Source organism: Pseudonocardia sp. NPDC049154 (assembly GCF_040648315.1).
Lineage (GTDB): Bacteria > Actinomycetota > Actinomycetes > Mycobacteriales > Pseudonocardiaceae > Pseudonocardia.
Window position 1 is genome coordinate 1 of record NZ_JBEZDN010000035.1, and the last position, 17,015, is coordinate 17,015.

At 73.7% G+C, this 17,015-nt stretch carries 19 protein-coding genes; 9 read left to right on the top strand and 10 right to left on the bottom strand.

What is annotated here, in order from left to right:
- Positions 1-61: 61 nt before the first annotated feature.
- Positions 62-1,498: an MDR family MFS transporter gene (locus AB0B41_RS18495; protein ID WP_358204648.1), complete on the bottom strand. Its 1,437-nt coding sequence runs from the start codon at positions 1,496-1,498 to the stop codon at positions 62-64.
- Positions 1,499-1,654: 156 nt separating this feature from the next.
- Here AB0B41_RS18495 and AB0B41_RS18500 point away from each other — a divergent pair, with 156 nt between their 5' ends.
- Positions 1,655-2,407: an alpha/beta fold hydrolase gene (locus AB0B41_RS18500; protein WP_358204651.1), complete on the top strand. Its 753-nt coding sequence runs from the start codon at positions 1,655-1,657 to the stop codon at positions 2,405-2,407.
- 278 nt (positions 2,408-2,685) lie between these two features.
- Here the strand turns inward: AB0B41_RS18500 and AB0B41_RS18505 are convergent, their stop codons facing one another.
- Entirely contained in the window at positions 2,686-3,759 is a 1,074-nt protein-coding gene (locus tag AB0B41_RS18505) for a glycosyltransferase family 9 protein (protein WP_358204653.1), read from the bottom strand.
- 92 nt (positions 3,760-3,851) lie between these two features.
- On the opposite strand from AB0B41_RS18505, the gene AB0B41_RS18510 reads away from it, so the two are divergent.
- Positions 3,852-4,454 (top strand): maleylpyruvate isomerase N-terminal domain-containing protein, encoded by a 603-nt coding sequence (locus tag AB0B41_RS18510; protein WP_358204656.1) that lies wholly within the window; start codon positions 3,852-3,854, stop codon positions 4,452-4,454.
- Positions 4,455-4,511: 57 nt separating this feature from the next.
- On the opposite strand, the gene AB0B41_RS18515 is transcribed toward AB0B41_RS18510, so the two are convergent.
- On the bottom strand, positions 4,512-5,444 hold the full coding sequence (locus AB0B41_RS18515; RefSeq protein ID WP_358204658.1) for a YrzE family protein: 933 nt from the start codon (positions 5,442-5,444) through the stop codon (positions 4,512-4,514).
- Between the two features lie 117 nt (positions 5,445-5,561).
- Between AB0B41_RS18515 and lepA the strand changes: the two genes are divergently transcribed.
- On the top strand, positions 5,562-7,403 hold the full coding sequence (gene lepA, locus AB0B41_RS18520) for a translation elongation factor 4 (protein WP_358204660.1): 1,842 nt from the start codon (positions 5,562-5,564) through the stop codon (positions 7,401-7,403).
- 105 nt (positions 7,404-7,508) lie between these two features.
- Here the strand turns inward: lepA and AB0B41_RS18525 are convergent, their stop codons facing one another.
- A complete protein-coding gene (locus tag AB0B41_RS18525; protein WP_037043431.1) occupies positions 7,509-7,943 on the bottom strand; it encodes a MarR family transcriptional regulator in 435 nt (144 codons plus the stop codon).
- Positions 7,944-8,066: 123 nt separating this feature from the next.
- Positions 8,067-9,032: a zinc-binding dehydrogenase gene (locus AB0B41_RS18530; protein WP_358204662.1), complete on the bottom strand. Its 966-nt coding sequence runs from the start codon at positions 9,030-9,032 to the stop codon at positions 8,067-8,069.
- A gap of 43 nt (positions 9,033-9,075) precedes the next feature.
- On the opposite strand from AB0B41_RS18530, the gene AB0B41_RS18535 reads away from it, so the two are divergent.
- Positions 9,076-9,258, top strand: a complete 183-nt coding sequence (locus tag AB0B41_RS18535) for a hypothetical protein (protein WP_358204664.1) — start codon at positions 9,076-9,078, stop codon at positions 9,256-9,258.
- On the opposite strand, the gene AB0B41_RS18540 is transcribed toward AB0B41_RS18535, so the two are convergent.
- A complete protein-coding gene (locus AB0B41_RS18540) occupies positions 9,259-10,158 on the bottom strand; it encodes a Sir2 family NAD-dependent protein deacetylase (RefSeq protein ID WP_358204667.1) in 900 nt (299 codons plus the stop codon).
- Positions 10,159-10,223: 65 nt separating this feature from the next.
- Between AB0B41_RS18540 and AB0B41_RS18545 the strand changes: the two genes are divergently transcribed.
- Positions 10,224-10,814, top strand: a complete 591-nt coding sequence (locus tag AB0B41_RS18545; protein WP_358204669.1) for a TIGR03086 family metal-binding protein — start codon at positions 10,224-10,226, stop codon at positions 10,812-10,814.
- Positions 10,815-10,940: 126 nt separating this feature from the next.
- On the opposite strand, the gene AB0B41_RS18550 is transcribed toward AB0B41_RS18545, so the two are convergent.
- From AB0B41_RS18550 to AB0B41_RS18565, 4 genes are read right to left on the bottom strand one after another with little or no spacing between them, the layout of a single operon-like run.
- Entirely contained in the window at positions 10,941-11,711 is a 771-nt protein-coding gene (locus AB0B41_RS18550) for an enoyl-CoA hydratase-related protein (RefSeq protein ID WP_358204671.1), read from the bottom strand.
- A 40-nt stretch (positions 11,712-11,751) separates the two neighbouring features.
- A complete protein-coding gene (locus AB0B41_RS18555) occupies positions 11,752-12,177 on the bottom strand; it encodes an MmcQ/YjbR family DNA-binding protein (protein ID WP_358204674.1) in 426 nt (141 codons plus the stop codon).
- Positions 12,178-12,191: 14 nt separating this feature from the next.
- Positions 12,192-12,623, bottom strand: coding sequence for a VOC family protein (locus AB0B41_RS18560; RefSeq protein ID WP_358204676.1), 432 nt, complete (start codon positions 12,621-12,623; stop codon positions 12,192-12,194).
- Positions 12,620-12,829 (bottom strand): DUF4177 domain-containing protein, encoded by a 210-nt coding sequence (locus AB0B41_RS18565; RefSeq protein WP_037043441.1) that lies wholly within the window; start codon positions 12,827-12,829, stop codon positions 12,620-12,622. The genes AB0B41_RS18560 and AB0B41_RS18565 overlap by 4 nt, the downstream gene beginning before the upstream one ends.
- Before the next feature lie 117 nt (positions 12,830-12,946).
- On the opposite strand from AB0B41_RS18565, the gene AB0B41_RS18570 reads away from it, so the two are divergent.
- The 4 genes from AB0B41_RS18570 to AB0B41_RS18585 all read left to right on the top strand — a co-directional run bounded on the left by AB0B41_RS18570 (position 12,947) and on the right by AB0B41_RS18585 (position 17,009).
- Positions 12,947-13,915 (top strand): helix-turn-helix domain-containing protein, encoded by a 969-nt coding sequence (locus AB0B41_RS18570; protein WP_358204680.1) that lies wholly within the window; start codon positions 12,947-12,949, stop codon positions 13,913-13,915.
- Positions 13,916-14,050: 135 nt separating this feature from the next.
- Entirely contained in the window at positions 14,051-15,289 is a 1,239-nt protein-coding gene (locus tag AB0B41_RS18575) for an LLM class flavin-dependent oxidoreductase (RefSeq protein WP_358204682.1), read from the top strand.
- Positions 15,286-16,077 carry an alpha/beta fold hydrolase gene (locus AB0B41_RS18580; RefSeq protein WP_358204685.1) on the top strand — a complete coding sequence of 264 codons (792 nt, stop codon included), beginning with the start codon at positions 15,286-15,288 and terminating at the stop codon, positions 16,075-16,077. The genes AB0B41_RS18575 and AB0B41_RS18580 overlap by 4 nt, the downstream gene beginning before the upstream one ends.
- Positions 16,078-16,079: 2 nt before the next feature.
- A complete protein-coding gene (locus tag AB0B41_RS18585) occupies positions 16,080-17,009 on the top strand; it encodes an alpha/beta hydrolase (RefSeq protein WP_358204687.1) in 930 nt (309 codons plus the stop codon).
- Positions 17,010-17,015 lie beyond the last annotated feature (6 nt).

A 17,015-nucleotide genomic window follows, 5' to 3' on the forward strand; every position in this document is an offset into this window, starting at 1 on the left:
CGTGCACGAACGGCGCTCTCGCTCACCAGGTATGAGCGAGAGCGCCGTTCACCGGGATCCGTCAGGCGGCCGCGGGGGCCCCCGCGACCTGCTTCTTCCCGCCGACGAGCAGCGAGACCGGCAGGGCGACGGTCGCGATCACCGCCGCGCAGAGGAACGCCGCCCGGGCGCCGGGGACGTCGGCCGCGACACCGGGCGTGGCCGCGAACACGACCATGAGCGTGACGAACAGCGCCGTGCCCGCCGCGCCCGCGACCTGCTGCAGCGTGGCGAGGATCGCGCTGCCGTGCGAGTCGAGCTCGCTCGGCAGCCGGCCCAGCGCGTCCGTCATGAGCGGGGTGAACATGAACGACAGCCCGATCACGAGCAGAACGTGCATGCCGATCAGAATCGGGACCGGGGTGGAGGCGCCCACGGTCGTGAAGCCCCACAGCGACAACGCCAGCACCGCGGTGCCGGGGATGACGAGCGGGCGGGCGCCGACGCGGTCGTAGAGCCGGCCGACGAACGGGCCGAGCAGACCCATCACCAGGCCGCCGGGCAGCACCGCCAGCCCGGTCACGAACGCGGAGACGCCGAGCACGTCCTGCAGGTAGAGCGGCAGCAGGATCAGCACGCCGAACAGCGCCATCATGCCGAGCACGACCAGCACCAGCGACACCGCGAACGGGCGGAAGCCGAGCGGGCGCAGGTCGAGCAGCGCGCGGCCGTCCCGCTGCAGCCGGAGCTGCCGGAACACGAACACCGCGAGCGCGGCCACCCCGACCAGCGTGGGCGCCCACGGCGGCAGCAGCGCCTCGCCGCGCGCGGCCTCGCCGATGCTGGAGAGTCCGAACACGAGCCCGCCGAAGGCCAGCGCCGACAGCACGACGGACAGCCAGTCCAGCGGGATCCTCCGGGTCTCGCTGTCGAGCCGCAGCCAGGTGGCGCCGGCGGCCAGCGCGAGCAGCGCGATCGGCAGGATCACGATGAACATCCACCGCCAGCCCAGTGTGGACAGGATCACGCCCGAGATCGTCGGGCCGACGGCCGGCGCGACGGCGATGACCACCGTGATCGTGCCCATCGTCGCGCCGCGGCGCTCGGCCGGGACGAGCCGGATCACCGTGGTCATCAGCAGCGGGATCATGACGGCGGTGCCGAGCGCCTGCACGACGCGCCCCGTCATGAGCAGGCCGAAGCCGGGCGCGGCCGCCGAGATCAGCGTGCCCAGGCTGAAGAGCGACATCGAGGCGAGGAAGACGGTGCGCGGGGTGAGGCGCTGCAGGAGGAAGCCGGTGATCGGGATGACCACCGACATCGTGAGCAGGAAGCCCGAGGTCAGCCACTGGGCCGTGCCGACCGTGATCCCGAGGTCGGTGACCAGGACGGGCAGCGCGACGCTCATGATCGTCTCGTTGAGGATCATGACGAACGCGGAGCCCACCAGCAGCCAGACGACCGTCGACGCCGACCGGGGCACCTCGACGGAACTGGGGGGTGCGTCGGGCGCGGTCATGCGGGGTTCTCCGATCGGGGGACGTCGTACGTGGATCTCACGTACGTGGTGACGCTATCCGGGCGCGAAGGTCATCGGCCACGCGGTTTCGCGGTGCGCGGACACCGTGCGGCCGACGGCCCCGCAACTGTCGGTGAGGGCTCGTAGGGTGCCCCCATGACCGTCGTCCTGGTGCACGGCAACCCCGAGACCCCCGCGGTGTGGGACCTGCTCGTCCCGCACCTGGATCGCGCGCCCGTGGTCCGGCTCGCCCCGCCGGGCTTCGGCGCGCCCGTCCCGGAGGGCTTCGGCGCGACCGTGCTCGAGTACCGGGACTGGCTGATCCGGGAGCTCGAGCCGATCGTGGCGGCCGACGGCCCGGTCGACCTGGTGGGACACGACTGGGGCGGCGGGCACGTCGTGAACGTCGCGACGGCCCGGCCGGACCTGTTGCGCAGCTGGGTGTCGGACGTCGTCGGCATCTTCGACCCGGACTACGTGTGGCACGAGCTGGCCCAGGCGTGGCAGCAGCCGGGCGTGGGTGAGCAGGCGGTGGCGGGGATGCTCGCCGCCGGTCCGGCCGCGCGTGCCGAGCGGCTGTCCGGGTTCGGGATGGCGGCGCCCGTGGCCGAGCGGATCGCGGCCGCGTTCGACGAGCCGATGACCGACTCGATCCTGCGCCTCTACCGCTCCGCCGCGCAGCCGGTCATGGCGGAGCTGGGCAAGGACCTGGAGAAGGCGGCCGCGCGCCCCGGGCTCGCGCTCGTGCCGAGCGAGGACCACATGGTCGGCACCGAGGAGCAGCGGCACCGGGCGGCCGCCCGCGCCGGCGCGCGCGTCGAGGTGCTCGCCGGGCTCGGGCACTGGTGGATGACGCAGGACCCCGAGCGCGGTGCCGCCGTGCTGGACCGGTTCTGGGCGGAGGTCTGACCACCACACCCGGTACGGCCCGAGCGCCCCGCTCGGTCTGATCCGCCCGCTGTCCCCGCCGGACGGGGGAAGACCCCGGCGCGCCCGGTTCCGAGGACCGTGCGCAGGGCAGCCGTGAGTGCCCGTACTGCATGGAGTTCATCCCGGTGGACGCGACGACGTGCACGTTCTGCACCGCCGACGTCGACCCCGAGGTGCGCGACGACGAGGAGGGGCCGGAGATCGCGACGCGCACCGAGCCGGGCGAGGCACGAGACCTGCCCGGCCGCCCCGGGCGCCTACCCCGGCAGCAGGGCGAGCGCGGCGTCGAGGACCTCGGGGACCTCGACCCCCGCGAGCACCGTGGCCTCGTGCCCGCAGCTGCGGCCGAGGTACGGGTCGCCGCAGACCGCGCAGCGGCTCTCCCAGTCGACGACGACCCGGTGCCGGGCGCGGAACAGCGGGCTGACGTCGATGAGGTTGGCCCGGGTGAACACGCCGACGGTCGGGGTGCCGGCGGCCTCGGCGATGTGACGCGGCCCCGAGTCGTTGCCCACCACCAGGTCCGCCCGCTCGAGCACGCCCACGAGCCCGTTCAGGTCGAGCGCGCCGACGAGGTCGAGGACGGGCGCGTCGCCGAGCCCGGCGCGGACCTGCTCGCCGAGCTCCAGGTCGGCCTTCCCGCCGATCACCGCGCCGCAGGCGCCGCGCTGCTCCGCGAGCGCGCGGCCGACCTCGCCGAGCCGCTCGGGCGGCCACTGCCGGCCGACGTCGGTCGCACCGGGGTGCAGCACGACGAGCGGGCCGTGCAGGGCCGGGAGGGCGGCGTCGGCGGCGGCGCGGTCCGCGTCGGTGACCGTGAGCTCCGGCCGCAGCGTGACCGGCCGGGCCCCGACGAGGTCGACGACCTCGAGCCAGCGCATCACATCGTGCTGGAACGGCGTCCAGGGGATGGTCCGGGTCAGCGCGGGGGCGTCCTCCGCGCGGCTGCCGGCCGTCACGCGGGCGCCGAAGCGCAGCAGCAGCGGGTTGGCGTTGCCGCCGCCGCCGTGCAGCTGCACCGCGAGGTCGAACTCCCGGGCCCGCATCGCCGCGCAGAACTCCTCGACGACCTCGGGTGCGTCGTCGGGCGGCCCGCCGACCTCCCCGCGCACGCCGGACACCCGCGGCGCCTCCAGCACCTCGTCGACCGGGAAGGGACGCCCGCGCAGCAGCTCGGCCACCGGCGCGGAGGTCGCGAGCGTGATCGTGGCGTCGGGGTAGGCGGCGCGCAGGGCCGCGAGGGCGGGCTGGGCGACGAGGGAGTCGCCGAGGCCGTTGGCGCGGAGCACGGCGATCCGCCGTACCCCGGGGAGCAGACCATGATCGGGCACGGCGGAGGGATGCCCGCTCCGGCGGCCGGCACACACCCCCGCCCGGGTGGCACGGGGTGTCGCGGGAGGGTCGGGCCTCCTACCGTGGGCGGGTGCGCAGCGACGACGTGCGAACCGCGGCCGCCGCCTGCACCGGCCTGCTCGGCGGCACGCTTCAGCGGGACTGGTCGGCGCGGGCGGGCACGCTGGACATGACGGTGTCCGAGGTCGTCGCGCACGTCGCGCGGGTGCTGCACTTCTACGCGGCGGACCTGGCGGGCGGGCCGGCCGAGATCGACGCCCTCGAGCTGCGGGTGCACGCCGACCGGCCCCCGGCGACCCTGGTGGCGGCCGTGCGGGCCGGGGCGTTCGTGCTGGCCGCCACGATCGACGCCTGCGACGACGACGTCCGCGGCTTCCACCCGGACGGGACCGCCGATCCGTCGGGGTTCGCCGCGATGGCCTGCGACGAGCTCCTGGTGCACACCGACGACGCCGCCCGCGGGCTCGGGCTCGCCTTCGAGCCCGACGCGCACCTCGCCGCCCACGTCGTCCGCCGGCTGTTCCCGTGGGCGCCGCACGACGAACGCTCCTGGCCCACCCTGCGCTGGGCCAACGGCCGTGCACCCCTGGGTGCGCGGCCGCGGCTGGAGAACTGGCGGTGGCACTGTGCCCCGCTCGACGAGTGGGACGGCAACAGCCCCGGAACCCCGTGAGTGCCGACTGCCCCTAGAGGGTCACCGGCCACTCACGACCCCCGCCGAGCTGGGCGTTCAGGGGGTGAGCGCCGTCTCGGCCGCCCGGTCCACCCGGCGGTGGTAGCGCTCGCCGGCCTTGCCGCCGACGACCGCGCCGATCAGCGCGACGACTGCCGCGATCAGCAGCGCGATCACGCCGGACAGGGTCAACGACTCGCCGGAGATCGCGACGCCCGGCACGCGCAGTGCGGCGAACACGCTGTCCGTGGTGCCGGTGACCGCGGTGGCGATCGACACCGCGACCGTGACGACCAGGCCCATCGCCCACACCGCCACGCCGTTGCGGGCGCCGTCGAACCGGGCGAGGCGGCCGGCGACGTAGCCACCGGCGTAGTAGGCCAGCAGCATCACCGCGACCGCGACGATCCCGCCGGCGACACCGAGCATCCGCGGGTCCTGGCCCGGTCCGCCGCTCATGTCCGGCGACACCCCGGCGAGCCGGACGACGAGCGACGCGAGCGCGCCGAGCAGGACCGTGAGGCCCACGGCGACGAGCCAGCCGAAGAAGGCCGAGCCGATCTTCAGCCCGCCGAACCGCTGGTGCTGGTACTCGTGGGCGGCGGTCAGCGCACCGCGGCTGGTGTAGTGCTGGGCCAGGTCGGCGTCGGGTTCGCGGCGCGCGGGGGCGCTGCGCAGGGTGCGCCGGTCGATCGGCACGGTGATTCCGCGGTCGTCCGGGGCGGCGCCGCTCAGGGGGATGGTGCGGGCGCCGCCGAGCCGCGGCTGCACGACGCCCCACGGGGTCCCGTCGGGACCGTCGACGACGTCCGTGAGCTTCCCGACGGTGTTCCCGGCCCGCCCGCGCACGGTGCTGCCGACCCAATCCCGGGGGCCGGCGTGGGCCTGCGGGAACGCCCGCGTGGTGGGGTCGGCGGCAGGGTCCGGTCCCGGCCCGGTGGGCGCGGGCCGTACCGGGGCGCCGGACGACGAGGGGGTACCGGTGCTCACGGGATCCATGGCGGCGAATACCCGACGGTGGTCCGTCTCACACGTGCGCGGGCCTGCACGGCCCGATCGGGCGACGTGGGACGATGGACACGACCCCGTACCGGAATGGATGTCTGAGTGACGACGTACGCCGACCGCACGTTCACCCCGCCGGAGCGCATCCGGAACTTCTGCATCATCGCCCACATCGACCACGGCAAGTCGACGCTGGCCGACCGGATGCTGCAGATCACGGGCGTGGTCGACGAGCGCGCCATGCGCGCGCAGTACCTCGACCGGATGGACATCGAGCGCGAGCGCGGCATCACGATCAAGGCGCAGAACGTCCGGCTGCCGTGGACCGTCGACGGCACCGAGCACGTCCTGCACCTGATCGACACCCCCGGCCACGTCGACTTCACCTACGAGGTCTCGCGGGCGCTGGAGGCCTGCGAGGGCGCGATCCTGCTGGTCGACGCCGCGCAGGGGATCGAGGCGCAGACGCTGGCGAACCTCTACCTGGCGCTCGAGAAGGACCTGACGATCATCCCGGTCCTCAACAAGATCGACCTGCCCGCGGCGGACCCGGACCGCTACGCCGCCGAGATCGCGCACATCGTCGGCTGCGAGCCCGAGGACGTGCTGCGGGTCAGCGCGAAGACGGGCATGGGCGTCGAGGCGCTGCTCGACGAGTGCGTGAAGCAGATCCCCGCGCCCGTCGGCGAGTCCGACGCCCCGGCCCGCGCGATGATCTTCGACTCCGTGTACGACACGTACCGCGGCGTCGTCACCTACATCCGGGTCGTCGACGGCAGGATCGTCCCGCGCGAGCGGATCAAGATGATGTCCACCGGCGCCACCCACGAGCTGCTCGAGGTCGGGATCGTCTCGCCCGAGCCCAAGCCCACCGAGGGCCTCGGCGTCGGCGAGGTGGGGTACCTGATCACCGGGGTGAAGGACGTCCGGCAGTCGAAGGTCGGCGACACCGTCACCTCCCAGCGGCGCGGGGCCACCGAGCCGCTGACCGGCTACCGCGAACCGCGCCCGATGGTCTACTCCGGCCTCTACCCGGTGGACGGATCGCAGTACCCGGACCTGCGCGAGGCTCTGGACAAGCTGCAGCTCAACGACGCCGCGCTCACCTACGAGCCGGAGACCTCGGCGGCGCTGGGCTTCGGCTTCCGCTGCGGGTTCCTCGGCCTGCTGCACCTGGAGATCACCCGGGAGCGGCTGGAGCGCGAGTTCGACCTCGACCTCATCTCCACCGCGCCCAACGTCGTCTACCAGGTGTTTACCGACGACGGCACCGAGCTGACCGTGACCAACCCGTCGGACTGGCCCACGGGCAAGGTCGCCGAGATCCACGAGCCGATCGTCAAGGTGACGATCCTGGCGCCGTCGGAGTTCATCGGCGCGATCATGGAGCTCTGCCAGAGCCGCCGCGGCCAGCTCGGCGGCATGGACTACCTGTCCGAGACCCGCGTCGAGCTGCGGTACACGATGCCGCTCGCGGAGATCATCTTCGACTTCTTCGACGCGCTCAAGTCCCGCACCCGCGGCTACGCCAGCCTCGACTACGAGGAGGCCGGCGAGCAGGTCTCCGACCTGGTCAAGGTGGACATCCTGCTGCAGGGCGAGCCGGTGGACGCGTTCTCGGCGATCGTGCACAAGGACGCGGCGTACTCCTACGGCACCACGATGGCCTCGAAGCTGCGCGAGCTGATCCCGCGCCAGCAGTTCGAGGTGCCGATCCAGGCGGCCGTGGGGTCGCGCATCATCGCGCGCGAGACCATCCGCGCGATCCGCAAGGACGTCCTCGCGAAGTGCTACGGCGGCGACATCAGCCGCAAGCGCAAGCTGCTGGAGAAGCAGAAGGAGGGCAAGAAGCGCATGAAGACCATCGGTCGGGTCGACGTGCCGCAGGAGGCCTTCGTGGCGGCGCTGTCCACCGAGTCCAGCGCGGACAAGGCGAAGAAGTAGCCGCGAGGCAGGCCTCGGCGCGGGGACCGAGGATGACGGGGCCCGGCGTCGCTGCTGAGCCGGGTACGGGGGGGAGCCGGGGAGCTCGAGGTCGCTGGGGGAGCTCTACTCGGGGTCGGGGTTCGCCAGGTCGTCGAGGAGGCGGGCGAGCTGCACGCGTTCCGGGGTCCGGACGGCGCCGAGTGCGGTGCCCACCCGGCGCTCGATGCTCCCGCACACGCGCTCCACGACCTCGCGGCCGCCCGCGGCGAGATGCACCAGCACCCGTCTTCGGTCCACCGGGTCGTTCTGCCGGTACGCGTGCCCGTCGGCGACGAGGCGGTCGACGACGCGGGTCGCGGTGGGGGCCGGGAGCGCGGTGTGCGAGGCGATCTCACCCATGCTGCGGCCTCCGCCGCGGGCGAGCATCAGCAGGACCCGCCAGCCGTCGCGGCTGACGCCCTGCGCCGAGGTGGCCGGGGTGAGCGACGCCGCGACGGCGCGCTCGACCCGATCGAGGAGCTCGACGAGACCGGGGACGCGCGGCGCCGGGACGGTCATGGTCCGACCGTGCCCCGGCGCCGTGGGACTAAGTGGCTCAGGCACGATGACCGACTGTACTTGCTGTCCGGCCCGATTGCCGCAATTCGCGAGGAGAAGACCGCGACAGCAACGTTGCCGGTGTCAGTGCGTGAACACGATCTTGCCCGCTGTGTCCCCGTCCAGCATCGCTCGGAAGCCCTCCTCGGCCCGGTCGAGGGGCAGTTCGAGGCCGATCTCGGGGGTGATGCCGGCGTTGGCGACGAAGCTCAGCAGGTCCGCCAGCTCCTGCCGCGTCCCCATCGTCGACCCCTCCACGCGGAGCTGGAGGAAGAACAGCCGCTGCAGGTCGGCGCCCGGGTTGGGCCCGCTCGTCGAGCCGCAGCAGATGATCGCGCCGCCGGGCCGCAGGGCGCGCATGGAGTGCTTCCAGGTGGCCTCGCCGACCGACTCGAACACGGCGTCGACCTTGCCGGGGAGCTTCGCGCCGGACTCGAAGACGGCGTGCGCCCCGAGCTTCTCGGCGAGGTTGCGCTTGTCCTCCGTGCGTCCGGTCACCCAGACCGTCATCCCGGCCGCGCGGCCGAGCTGGACCAGCGCCGTCGAGACGCCGCCGGACGCGCCCTGCACCAGCATCGTCTGGCCGGGGTGCAGGCCGGACTTCGTGAACAGCATCCGGTAGGCGGTCAGCCACGCGGTGCCCATGACGGCGGCCTGGCTCGCCGTGATGCCGTCGGGCTTGGGGATCGCGTTGCGCTTCGGGACCACGACGTAGTCGGCCATCGCGCCCTGGTGCTTCTCGGTGAGCAGCGTGCGCTTGGGGTCGAGCGTCTCGTCCCCGCTCCACGTCGGGTCCCCGATGATCGAGTGCAGGACGACGTCGGTGCCGTCCTCGAGGGTGCCGGCGCCGTCGCAGCCGAGGATCATCGGGAACTGCTCGGGCTTGATGCCGACGCCCCGGAGAGTCCAGAGGTCGTGCATGTTGAGGCTGGCGGCGGTGACCCGCACCTTCACCCAGCCCTCGGGGACCTCGGGGTCGGGGCGCTCGCCGACGGTCAGCGAGTCGAGCGGAGCGTCGGCGTTGGGCTCAGCGGCGTAGACGGCGAACATGCCCAGAACCTAGCCCGCCGGACCCGGCGCTACCGTGTGAACCGTGGCGAGGGCGATCGCGGACTGGTGGGACGCAGTGGAGCTGTGGCTGACGCAGCTCGCGTTCCCGCTGCAGGTCGGGCTGGCGATCGTGGTGGTGTTGCCGCTGTGCTGGGCCGTCGCGGGGCTGCTGGACCGGGCCGCCGGTGTGGCGACGGACGCGCTGGCGCGCCGCAGACGACCCTGATCAGGGGGCCAGGTCCCGCCACTCCGGGATCGGGGTGTCCCGCACTTCCTGCATCGCGCCGCCGCACGCGCCGGCCAGCGCGGAGAGCACCTCGGAGCAGCCGGCGTCGACGCGCAGGGCGGCGAGCGGGTCGCCGCGGGTCTCGCCGCGGTTCACGATGACCACCGGCACGTCGTGCTTCGCGGCGTGCTTCACGAACCGCAGGCCGGACATGACGGTCAGCGAGGAGCCGGCGACCAGGAGCGCGCCGCCGGCGGTCCGCAGCGCGTCGACCATCGCGTAGGCGCGGACCACCCGCCCCTTCGGCACGTTCTCCCCGAAGAACACGACGTCGGGCTTGAGCGGGCCACCGCACGTGGCGCAGCCGACCAGCCGGAAGCCCTCGGTCCGCTCCAGCAGGACGTCGCCGTCGGGCGCGGTCTCGATCTCCGGGCCGACCGAGTCGGCGAACCCGGGGTTGGCCGCCTCGAAGCGCTCCTGCAGCGCGGCGCGCGGGCTGATCTCGCGGCAGGCCAGGCAGACGACGTCCGCGATCCGGCCGTGCAGGTCGATCAGCTCGCGGTGGCCGGCCTCGCCGTGCAGGCCGTCGACGTTCTGCGTGATCAGGCCGCGGAGCACGCCGCGGCGTTCGAGGTCGACGAGGGCGAGGTGCCCCGGGTTCGGCACGGCCCGGCGCATCCGGGCCCACCCGACGTGGCTGCGCGCCCAGTACCGGCGCTGCGCCGCGGGGCCCGACACGAACTCGCCGTAGGTCATCGGTCGGCGCAGCGGGGAGCCGGGGCCGCGGTAGTCCGGGATGCCGGAGTCGGTGGAGAGCCCGGCCCCGGTCAGGGCGACGAGCGGGCGCCCGGCGAGCAGGTCGAGCGCCTCGTCGAGGGGCGCGGCCAGGGCGTTCTGCACGATCTCCAGGGTACGTGGCGCGAATGTGCAATGCGCGGCGCTGGGGGCCGACGAGGCTGGGGGACATGACCGATCAGACGCTGTTCACCGACGCCGTCGACCTCGCCGTCGCGGCGATCCGCGGCGCCGCGGCCGAGCGGTACGCCGACCCGACCCCGTGCTCCGACTACACCGTCGCCGACCTGGTGAACCACCTCGCGTTCGGCTTCCTGCTGGCGCACCACTCGGCGACCCGCGAGCCGTGGCCGGAGGCGTGGTCCGCCGACTCGCGGGCGCCCTTCCTGCGCGACCTGCCGGAGCCGGAGTGGGCCGCCGCCGCGGAGAAGGAGGGCGCCGCGGCCGCCGCGGCCTGGGCGGACCCGCGGGTGTGGGAGGGCGAGTCGCACCTGGGCGGCGGCCCGATGCCCGCCGCCGCGATCGGCGCGATGATGACCGGCGAGTTCGTGGTGCACGCGTGGGACCTCGCCGTGGCCACCGGGCAGCCGTTCAGCGTGTCCCCGGCCCTCGGCGAGGCCGCGCTGGAAGCGATGGGCGGCATGGCGTCGATGGGCCGCGAGGCCGGGTGGATCGGCGCGGAGGTGCCCGTCGATCCCGCGGCACCCGCACTGGAGCGGGCGCTCGGGGTGAGCGGGCGGGACCCGGCCTGGCGGCCCTGACCCTCGGCGCGGTTTTCGCTCCGCGGGCTCCGCTCAGCGCCGATGTTCGCTCCGCAGGCTCCGCTCAGCGCCGATGTTCGCTCCGCAGGCTCCGCTCAGCGCCGATGTTCGCTCCGCAGGCTCCGCTCAGCCCGGCGTGACCCAGCTGGGCCTGCGCTTCTCGCCGAAGGCGCGGATCCCCTCCTGGCCCTCCTCGCCGGCGAAGTAGTCCGCGGACAGGGCGTTCATCTGCGCGAATTCCGCGGACATGGAGCTCGGGCGTTCGCGGCGCAGCAGCTCCTTCACACCCGCGAGCGCGCCGGGGGCGCCGAGCCGGAGCATGTCGACGTACCGGGCGACCTCGGCGTCGACCTCGTCGGCGGGCACCGCGCGGTTGAGCAGCCCGATCGACGCGGCGCGGGCGGCGTCGAAGGTCTCGCCCGTGAGGAAGAGCTCGTGTGCGGCGCGCGGCAGCAGCCGGGGGAGCACGGTCACGGAGATGACCGCGGGCACCACACCGAGCCGGACCTCGGTGAAGGCGAAGGTGGCGGTGTCCGCGGCCACGGCGATGTCGCAGGCGGCGACCAGGCCGACCCCGCCGGCGCGGGCCGGACCGGTGAGCCGGGCGACGACGGGGGTCGGCGAGGTCCAGATCGTCTCGAGGATCCGCGGGACCTCGGTGACCCCCTGCTGCTCGGCGCTGCGCCCCCGGGACTCCTTGAGGTCCATCCCGGCGCAGAACACGGGGCCGGTGTGGGTCAGCACGATCACCCGCGCCTCGTCGTCGCCGATCGCGGCGTCGAGGTGCGCGATCAGCTCGCGGCGCAGCTGTGCCGACAGCGCGTTGCGGTTGGCGGGGGAGTCGAGGGTGATCGTCGCGACGCCGTCGGTGGTGTCGCGGTGGACGAGTTCGCTCACGCCCGGACCCTACCCAGCCTCTCCCTCGTGGACGACCGGTTCAGGCGTCGGCGGTCCCGTGGGCGGCGAGCCAGTCCCGCGCCCGCTTCGCCGAGGCACGGGACAGCCAGGCGTCCTGCACCACCTCGGCGAGCTCGTCGCGGCCGATCTCGTGCAGGCGCGAGGCCCGGATCAGCACCGACGGATGGCCGTTGAAGTGCGGCGTGGTGAAGAAGGGCGAGCCGGGGTCCTGGACCATCGCGGCCTTGTCCTCGTCGCCGCCGACCCAGAAGACGATGACGTCGTCGTAGCGCTCGCCGGTGTTCGGGTCGACGGCGTCGGGGCGGGGCGTGCGGAAGAAGACGAACGACTTGCCGCCCACCTGGTACACCGCGTTGCCGCCGGTGCCGTCGACGCGCGTGACGTGCGGCATCCCGGCGGCGAGCGCGTGCACGTCCTCGACCCGTGCCGGCCGGTCGTCGACCACGGCCGGAGATGCTGTCAGACCGTGAACAGCTGGTCCAGGTCCGCGAACGCCTTGAACTCCAGGGCGTTGCCGGCCGGGTCGAGGAAGAACATCGTGTGCTGCTCGCCCGGCTCGCCGGCGAACCGGACGTACGGCTCGATCACGAACTCCACGCCCGCCGCCCGCACCCGCTCGGCCAGGGCGGTGAACTCCGGCACCGGCAGGACCACGCCGAAGTGCGGGACCGGGACCTCGTGCCCGTCGACGGGGTTGCGGCCGGCGACGCCGCGGTGGCCCGGGACGAGGTGCGTGACGACCTGGTGGCCGTGCACGTCCCAGTCCGTCCAGGCCCCGGCGGACCGGCCGCGCGGGAAGCCGAGGACCTCGCCGTAGAAGCGCCGGGCGGCGTCGATGTCGTCGACCGGGATCGCGAGGTGGAAGGGCGGGCGCACGGTCGTGCCCGTCATGCCACCGGCCGCTCGAAGGTGACCAGCAGGCCCTCGACACCACCGGGGCCGAGCCGCCCCTTCACGTCCGCGCTGGTGATGGTCTTGAGCTGCCAGCCGTCGCCGGCCTCGCCGTTGAGGATCTTCTCCAGCTTGTCCCCGGACAGCTTCCCGCCGATCAGGCCCTCGCGGAGTTGGATCACCTTGTACTCGAATCGCCGTGCCATGCCTCCGAGCATGCCAGCGGTGGGGTGCGGGCGGAGGATTCACGAACGTTCGAGAGGCGGCCATGATGGAGCCGACGCCCGCCGACGCCGAGGTCGGCCCGCGGAGGGGAGGCGCCCGTGACCGCCGTGTGCACCGCGTCGGGGACCGAGGAGTCCGGCCCGGAGGAGTACTCCCTCGCGGGGGTGGCCGAGGGGGACCGCGAGGAGCTCTGGGAGCAGGTCGTCTCGGAGTCGCACGCGCCCATGCGGTTGCGGTTCGCCGCCGGCCGGCCGCCGCGGCCCTTCCACGGCGTCGTCCGGCGCCGGCGGATCGGTGACCTCGAGCTCGTCGACTGCGAGTCCGATCCCTGCGACGGCGTGCGGCCGCGCTCCCGCATCGGCAGCGCGGACGACGACCTGGTCGGCGTGCTCGTCACGCGGTCCGGCGGCGAGCTGATGATGCAGGGCGAGAACGGGCGCCAGCTGCGCCCGGGGGACCTGCTGGTGTGGGAGGGGCGGCTGCCCGCCCGCTTCTCGGTGCGGGGCCGCTTCGCCAAGCGCACGCTGATCACACGCCGGTCGGCGCTCGACGAGGTCCTGGGCCGCGGCTGGTCGATCGGGGACCGGCCGCTCGACGGCGCGGAGCCGGCCGCACGGCTGCTCGTCGCCTACCTCGACCTGCTGGCCGGATCGGGGGAGCTGCCGCCCTCGGCCGTCGCGGCGGCCCGCAACGCCACTCTGGAGCTGGTCGCAGGCCTGGTCCGGGCCACGGGCGACGCGCCGCACGGGCCCGGGCTGCGCGCGGCGATGGAGGCGTGGATCGACCGGCACCTCGGCGAGGAGATCACCCCGGCGGCGATCGCGGCCGCGCACGGGGTGTCGGTGCGCACGGTGTACCGGGCCTTCGAGTCCTCGGGCGACACGGTCGGTGCGCACATCCGCGGCCGGCGCCTGCTGCGGGCGCGCGCCGAGCTGGCCGCCGGCTCCGTGCCCGTCGCGCTGATCGCCCGGAACTGGGGCTTCAGCGACTCCAGCCACTTCTCCCGGGCCTTCCGCGCGCGCTTCGGCACGTCGCCGAGCGCCTACCGTGCGGCCCTGCGCCGCTGACCGGGCGCCGACGGGACGCCGGCCCGGACCGCTGGCAGGGATCGGCCGGATTCCGGCAGGCAGGTGCATGACTCGGCCCACCCCCGCTCCGCAGGATCGAGGTGACCCGGATCACCCCGACGGAGTGGAGAGCCGATGCGGTCGATCTTCTTCCATCTGATGCCCTACCGGGACCTCCCGGCCGACTTCGAGCAGCGCTACGAGAGCATCTGGATCACCCCGCCCAACACCGAGCTGTGCGACCCGCGGAAGGTCGCGCAGTACTACCAGTGGAACCTCGACGAGCTGGAGCTGGCCGACCGGCTCGGCTTCGACGGGGTCGGCGTGAACGAGCACCACCAGAACGGCTACGGCTTCATGGCCTCGCCGAACCTCATGGCCGCGGCGCTGGCCCGGCGCACCCCCAACAACTCCGCGATCATGGTGCTGGGCAACACGCTCGCCCTGTACTCGCCCGCCACCCGCGTGGCGGAGGAGTTCGCGATGCTCGACGTTCTCTCCAACGGCCGGCTGGCCGCGGGCTTCCCCGTCGGCACCTCGATGGACGTCAACTTCTGCTACGGCATCCCGCCCACCCAGACCCGGCCGCGGTTCCGCGAGGCGGAGGACCTGATCACGCAGGCCTGGACCAGGCCCGGCCCGTTCACCTTCAACGGCCGCTACAACCAGCTCCGCTACGTCAATCCCTGGCCGCAGCCGCTGCAGAAGCCGCACCCGCCCGTCTGGCTCGCCGGCGGCGGGTCGGTGGAGACCTGGGAGCTCGCGGCGGCGAAGAACTACACCTACAGCTACCTGTCCTTCTTCGGTGCGAAGTTCGGCAAGAAGCTGATGGACGGCTTCTGGGCGAAGATGGACGAGCTCGGGGTCGACCGCAACCCGTTCCGCGCCGGGTTCGCCCAGCAGATCTGCGTGTCCGAGACGGACGAGCGGGCGGAGCAGGAGTACCTCGAGCACGTCACGTACTTCTTCAACAAGTGCCTGCACATCCCGCCGTACTTCTTCGAGGCGCCGGGGTACCGCACGCGCAAGTCGACCGAGTTCGCGATCAAGACCAACCAGCCCGGCGCGATCGCCGCGGCCGCGGCGCTGGAGAAGAACTGGAAGACCCTCAACGAGGAGGGCTTCATCATCGCCGGCAGCCCGTCGACGGTCGCGGACCGGCTGATCGAGGTCGCGAAGACGCTGCGGGTGGGCAACCTCCACGCCCTGCTGCAGATCGGGTCGATGCCGCACGAGCTGACGAAGAAGAACATCACGCTCTTCGCCGAGGAGGTCATGCCGCGGATCCGGCACATCTGGGACGCGGAGGGCTGGACCCACGAGTGGTGGCCGTCCGGGGCGGCCAGCCGAGCGGTGACGGGGGCGCAGGCATGACGACGACGGAATCCCCGGTCGACGAGCGGATCGTCCAGGTCGGACCCATCGCCGCCCGCGTGCTGGTGGCGGGCACGGGCGAACCCCTGCTGTTCCTGCACGGTGCGGGCGGGCTGTGGTGGGACCCCTTCCTCGAGGAGCTGGCCCGCCACCACACCGTGTACGCGGTGGAGCACCCCGGCGCGAACGTCTCCGAGGACCTGGAGCACCTGCCGGGCCTGTGGGAGCTCGTCCTGTTCTACGACGAGCTGCTCGACGCCCTCGGGCTGGACTCCGTCCGGGTCGTCGGACACTCCTTCGGCGGGATGGTCGCCGCGGAGCTGGCCGCCAACTCCCCGCGCCGGGTCTCCCGCCTGGTCCTGCTGTGCCCCGTGGGGTTCTGGCGCGACGACCACCCGATCCCGGACATCGCGGGCATCCCGGCGGAGACGCTGCCCGGGCTGGTGCTCGCCGACCCGGAGAGCCCCCTCGCGGCCATGCTCACGCCGCCGGCCGACGACCCGCAGGCCCTCTTCGAGGCCGCGATGCGGATGGCCAGCATCCTGCACTTCATCTGGCCGCTGCCGGAGAAGGGCCTGTCCCGGCGCATCCACCGGGTGAGCGCGCCGACCCTGCTCGTGTGGGGTGAACAGGACCGGCTCGTCGATCCCGCGTACGCCGAGGAGTTCACCTCGCGGCTGCGCGACTCCCGGCTGGCCCGGGTGCCGGACGCGGGGCACCTCCCGCAGCTCGAGCAGACCGGCGCCGTGGTGGCGCAGGTGCTCCCGTTCCTGGAAGGACGGTCCTGACCATGCCGCTCGACCCGCAGATCGAGGCCCTGCTCGCGCAGATGGCCGAGCAGGGCGCGAAGTCGCCGGAGAGCCTGACCGTCGCCGAGAGCCGGGCGATGATCGCGGACCTCGCCGGCCTGGCCGGCCCGCCCGCCGAGCTCGCGCGGGTGGAGGACACCGCCGCCCCCGGACCCGGCGGCGACATCCCGGTCCGGATCTACGTGCCGCCGGGCGACGGGCCGCTGCCGGTGCTCGTCTACTACCACGGCGGCGGCTGGGTGATCGGCGACCTGGAGAGCCACGACGCCGTCTGTCGGGCGCTGGCGGCCCGCGCGGGCTGCCTCGTCGCGGCGGTGGACTACCGGCTCGCGCCCGAGCACCGCTTCCCGGCCGCGGTCGACGACGCCTACGCCGCCCTCGTCTGGGCTGCCGAGAAGATCGGTGACCTCGGCGGGGACCCGGCGCGGCTGGCGGTCGGCGGCGACAGCGCGGGCGGGAACCTCGCGGCCGTGGTGTCGCAGCTGGCGAAGCAGCAGGGCGGGCCGCGGATCGCCTTCCAGCTGCTGGTCTACCCGGCGACCGACCGCTTCGACGACAGCCCGTCGATGCGGGAGAACGCGCTCGGCCCGCTGCTGTCCCGGGCGTGGATCGAGTGGTTCCTCGGCTGCTATCTGACCAGTCCCGACGACGGCCTCGACCCGCGCGTCTCGCCCGGCCGGGCGGACGACCTGTCCGGCCTGCCGCCGGCGCTGGTGGTCACCGCCGAGTTCGACCCGCTGCGCGACCAGGGCGCCGCGTACGTCGGGAAGCTGCGGGAGGCCGGCGTCGACGCCCGGCTGCTGCCGGTCGACGGCATGATCCACGGCTTCTTCCAGATGGCCGGGGTGATCGACAAGGCCCGGGAGACGCTGGACACGGCGGGCGACGCCCTGCGCTCCGCCCTGGCCTGACCCCGA

Coding starts and splice junctions, on each gene's coding strand:
- AB0B41_RS18560 (WP_358204676.1), bottom strand. CDS start 12,623: ATGACGGGCACGACCGTGCGCCCGCCCTTCCACCTCGCGATCCCGGTC.
- AB0B41_RS18580 (WP_358204685.1), top strand. CDS start 15,286: ATGACGACGACGGAATCCCCGGTCGACGAGCGGATCGTCCAGGTCGGA.
- AB0B41_RS18585 (WP_358204687.1), top strand. CDS start 16,080: ATGCCGCTCGACCCGCAGATCGAGGCCCTGCTCGCGCAGATGGCCGAG.
- AB0B41_RS18525 (WP_037043431.1), bottom strand. CDS start 7,943: ATGACCGTCCCGGCGCCGCGCGTCCCCGGTCTCGTCGAGCTCCTCGAT.
- AB0B41_RS18530 (WP_358204662.1), bottom strand. CDS start 9,032: ATGTTCGCCGTCTACGCCGCTGAGCCCAACGCCGACGCTCCGCTCGAC.
- AB0B41_RS18565 (WP_037043441.1), bottom strand. CDS start 12,829: ATGGCACGGCGATTCGAGTACAAGGTGATCCAACTCCGCGAGGGCCTG.
- AB0B41_RS18545 (WP_358204669.1), top strand. CDS start 10,224: ATGACCGATCAGACGCTGTTCACCGACGCCGTCGACCTCGCCGTCGCG.
- AB0B41_RS18575 (WP_358204682.1), top strand. CDS start 14,051: ATGCGGTCGATCTTCTTCCATCTGATGCCCTACCGGGACCTCCCGGCC.
- AB0B41_RS18495 (WP_358204648.1), bottom strand. CDS start 1,498: ATGACCGCGCCCGACGCACCCCCCAGTTCCGTCGAGGTGCCCCGGTCG.
- AB0B41_RS18500 (WP_358204651.1), top strand. CDS start 1,655: ATGACCGTCGTCCTGGTGCACGGCAACCCCGAGACCCCCGCGGTGTGG.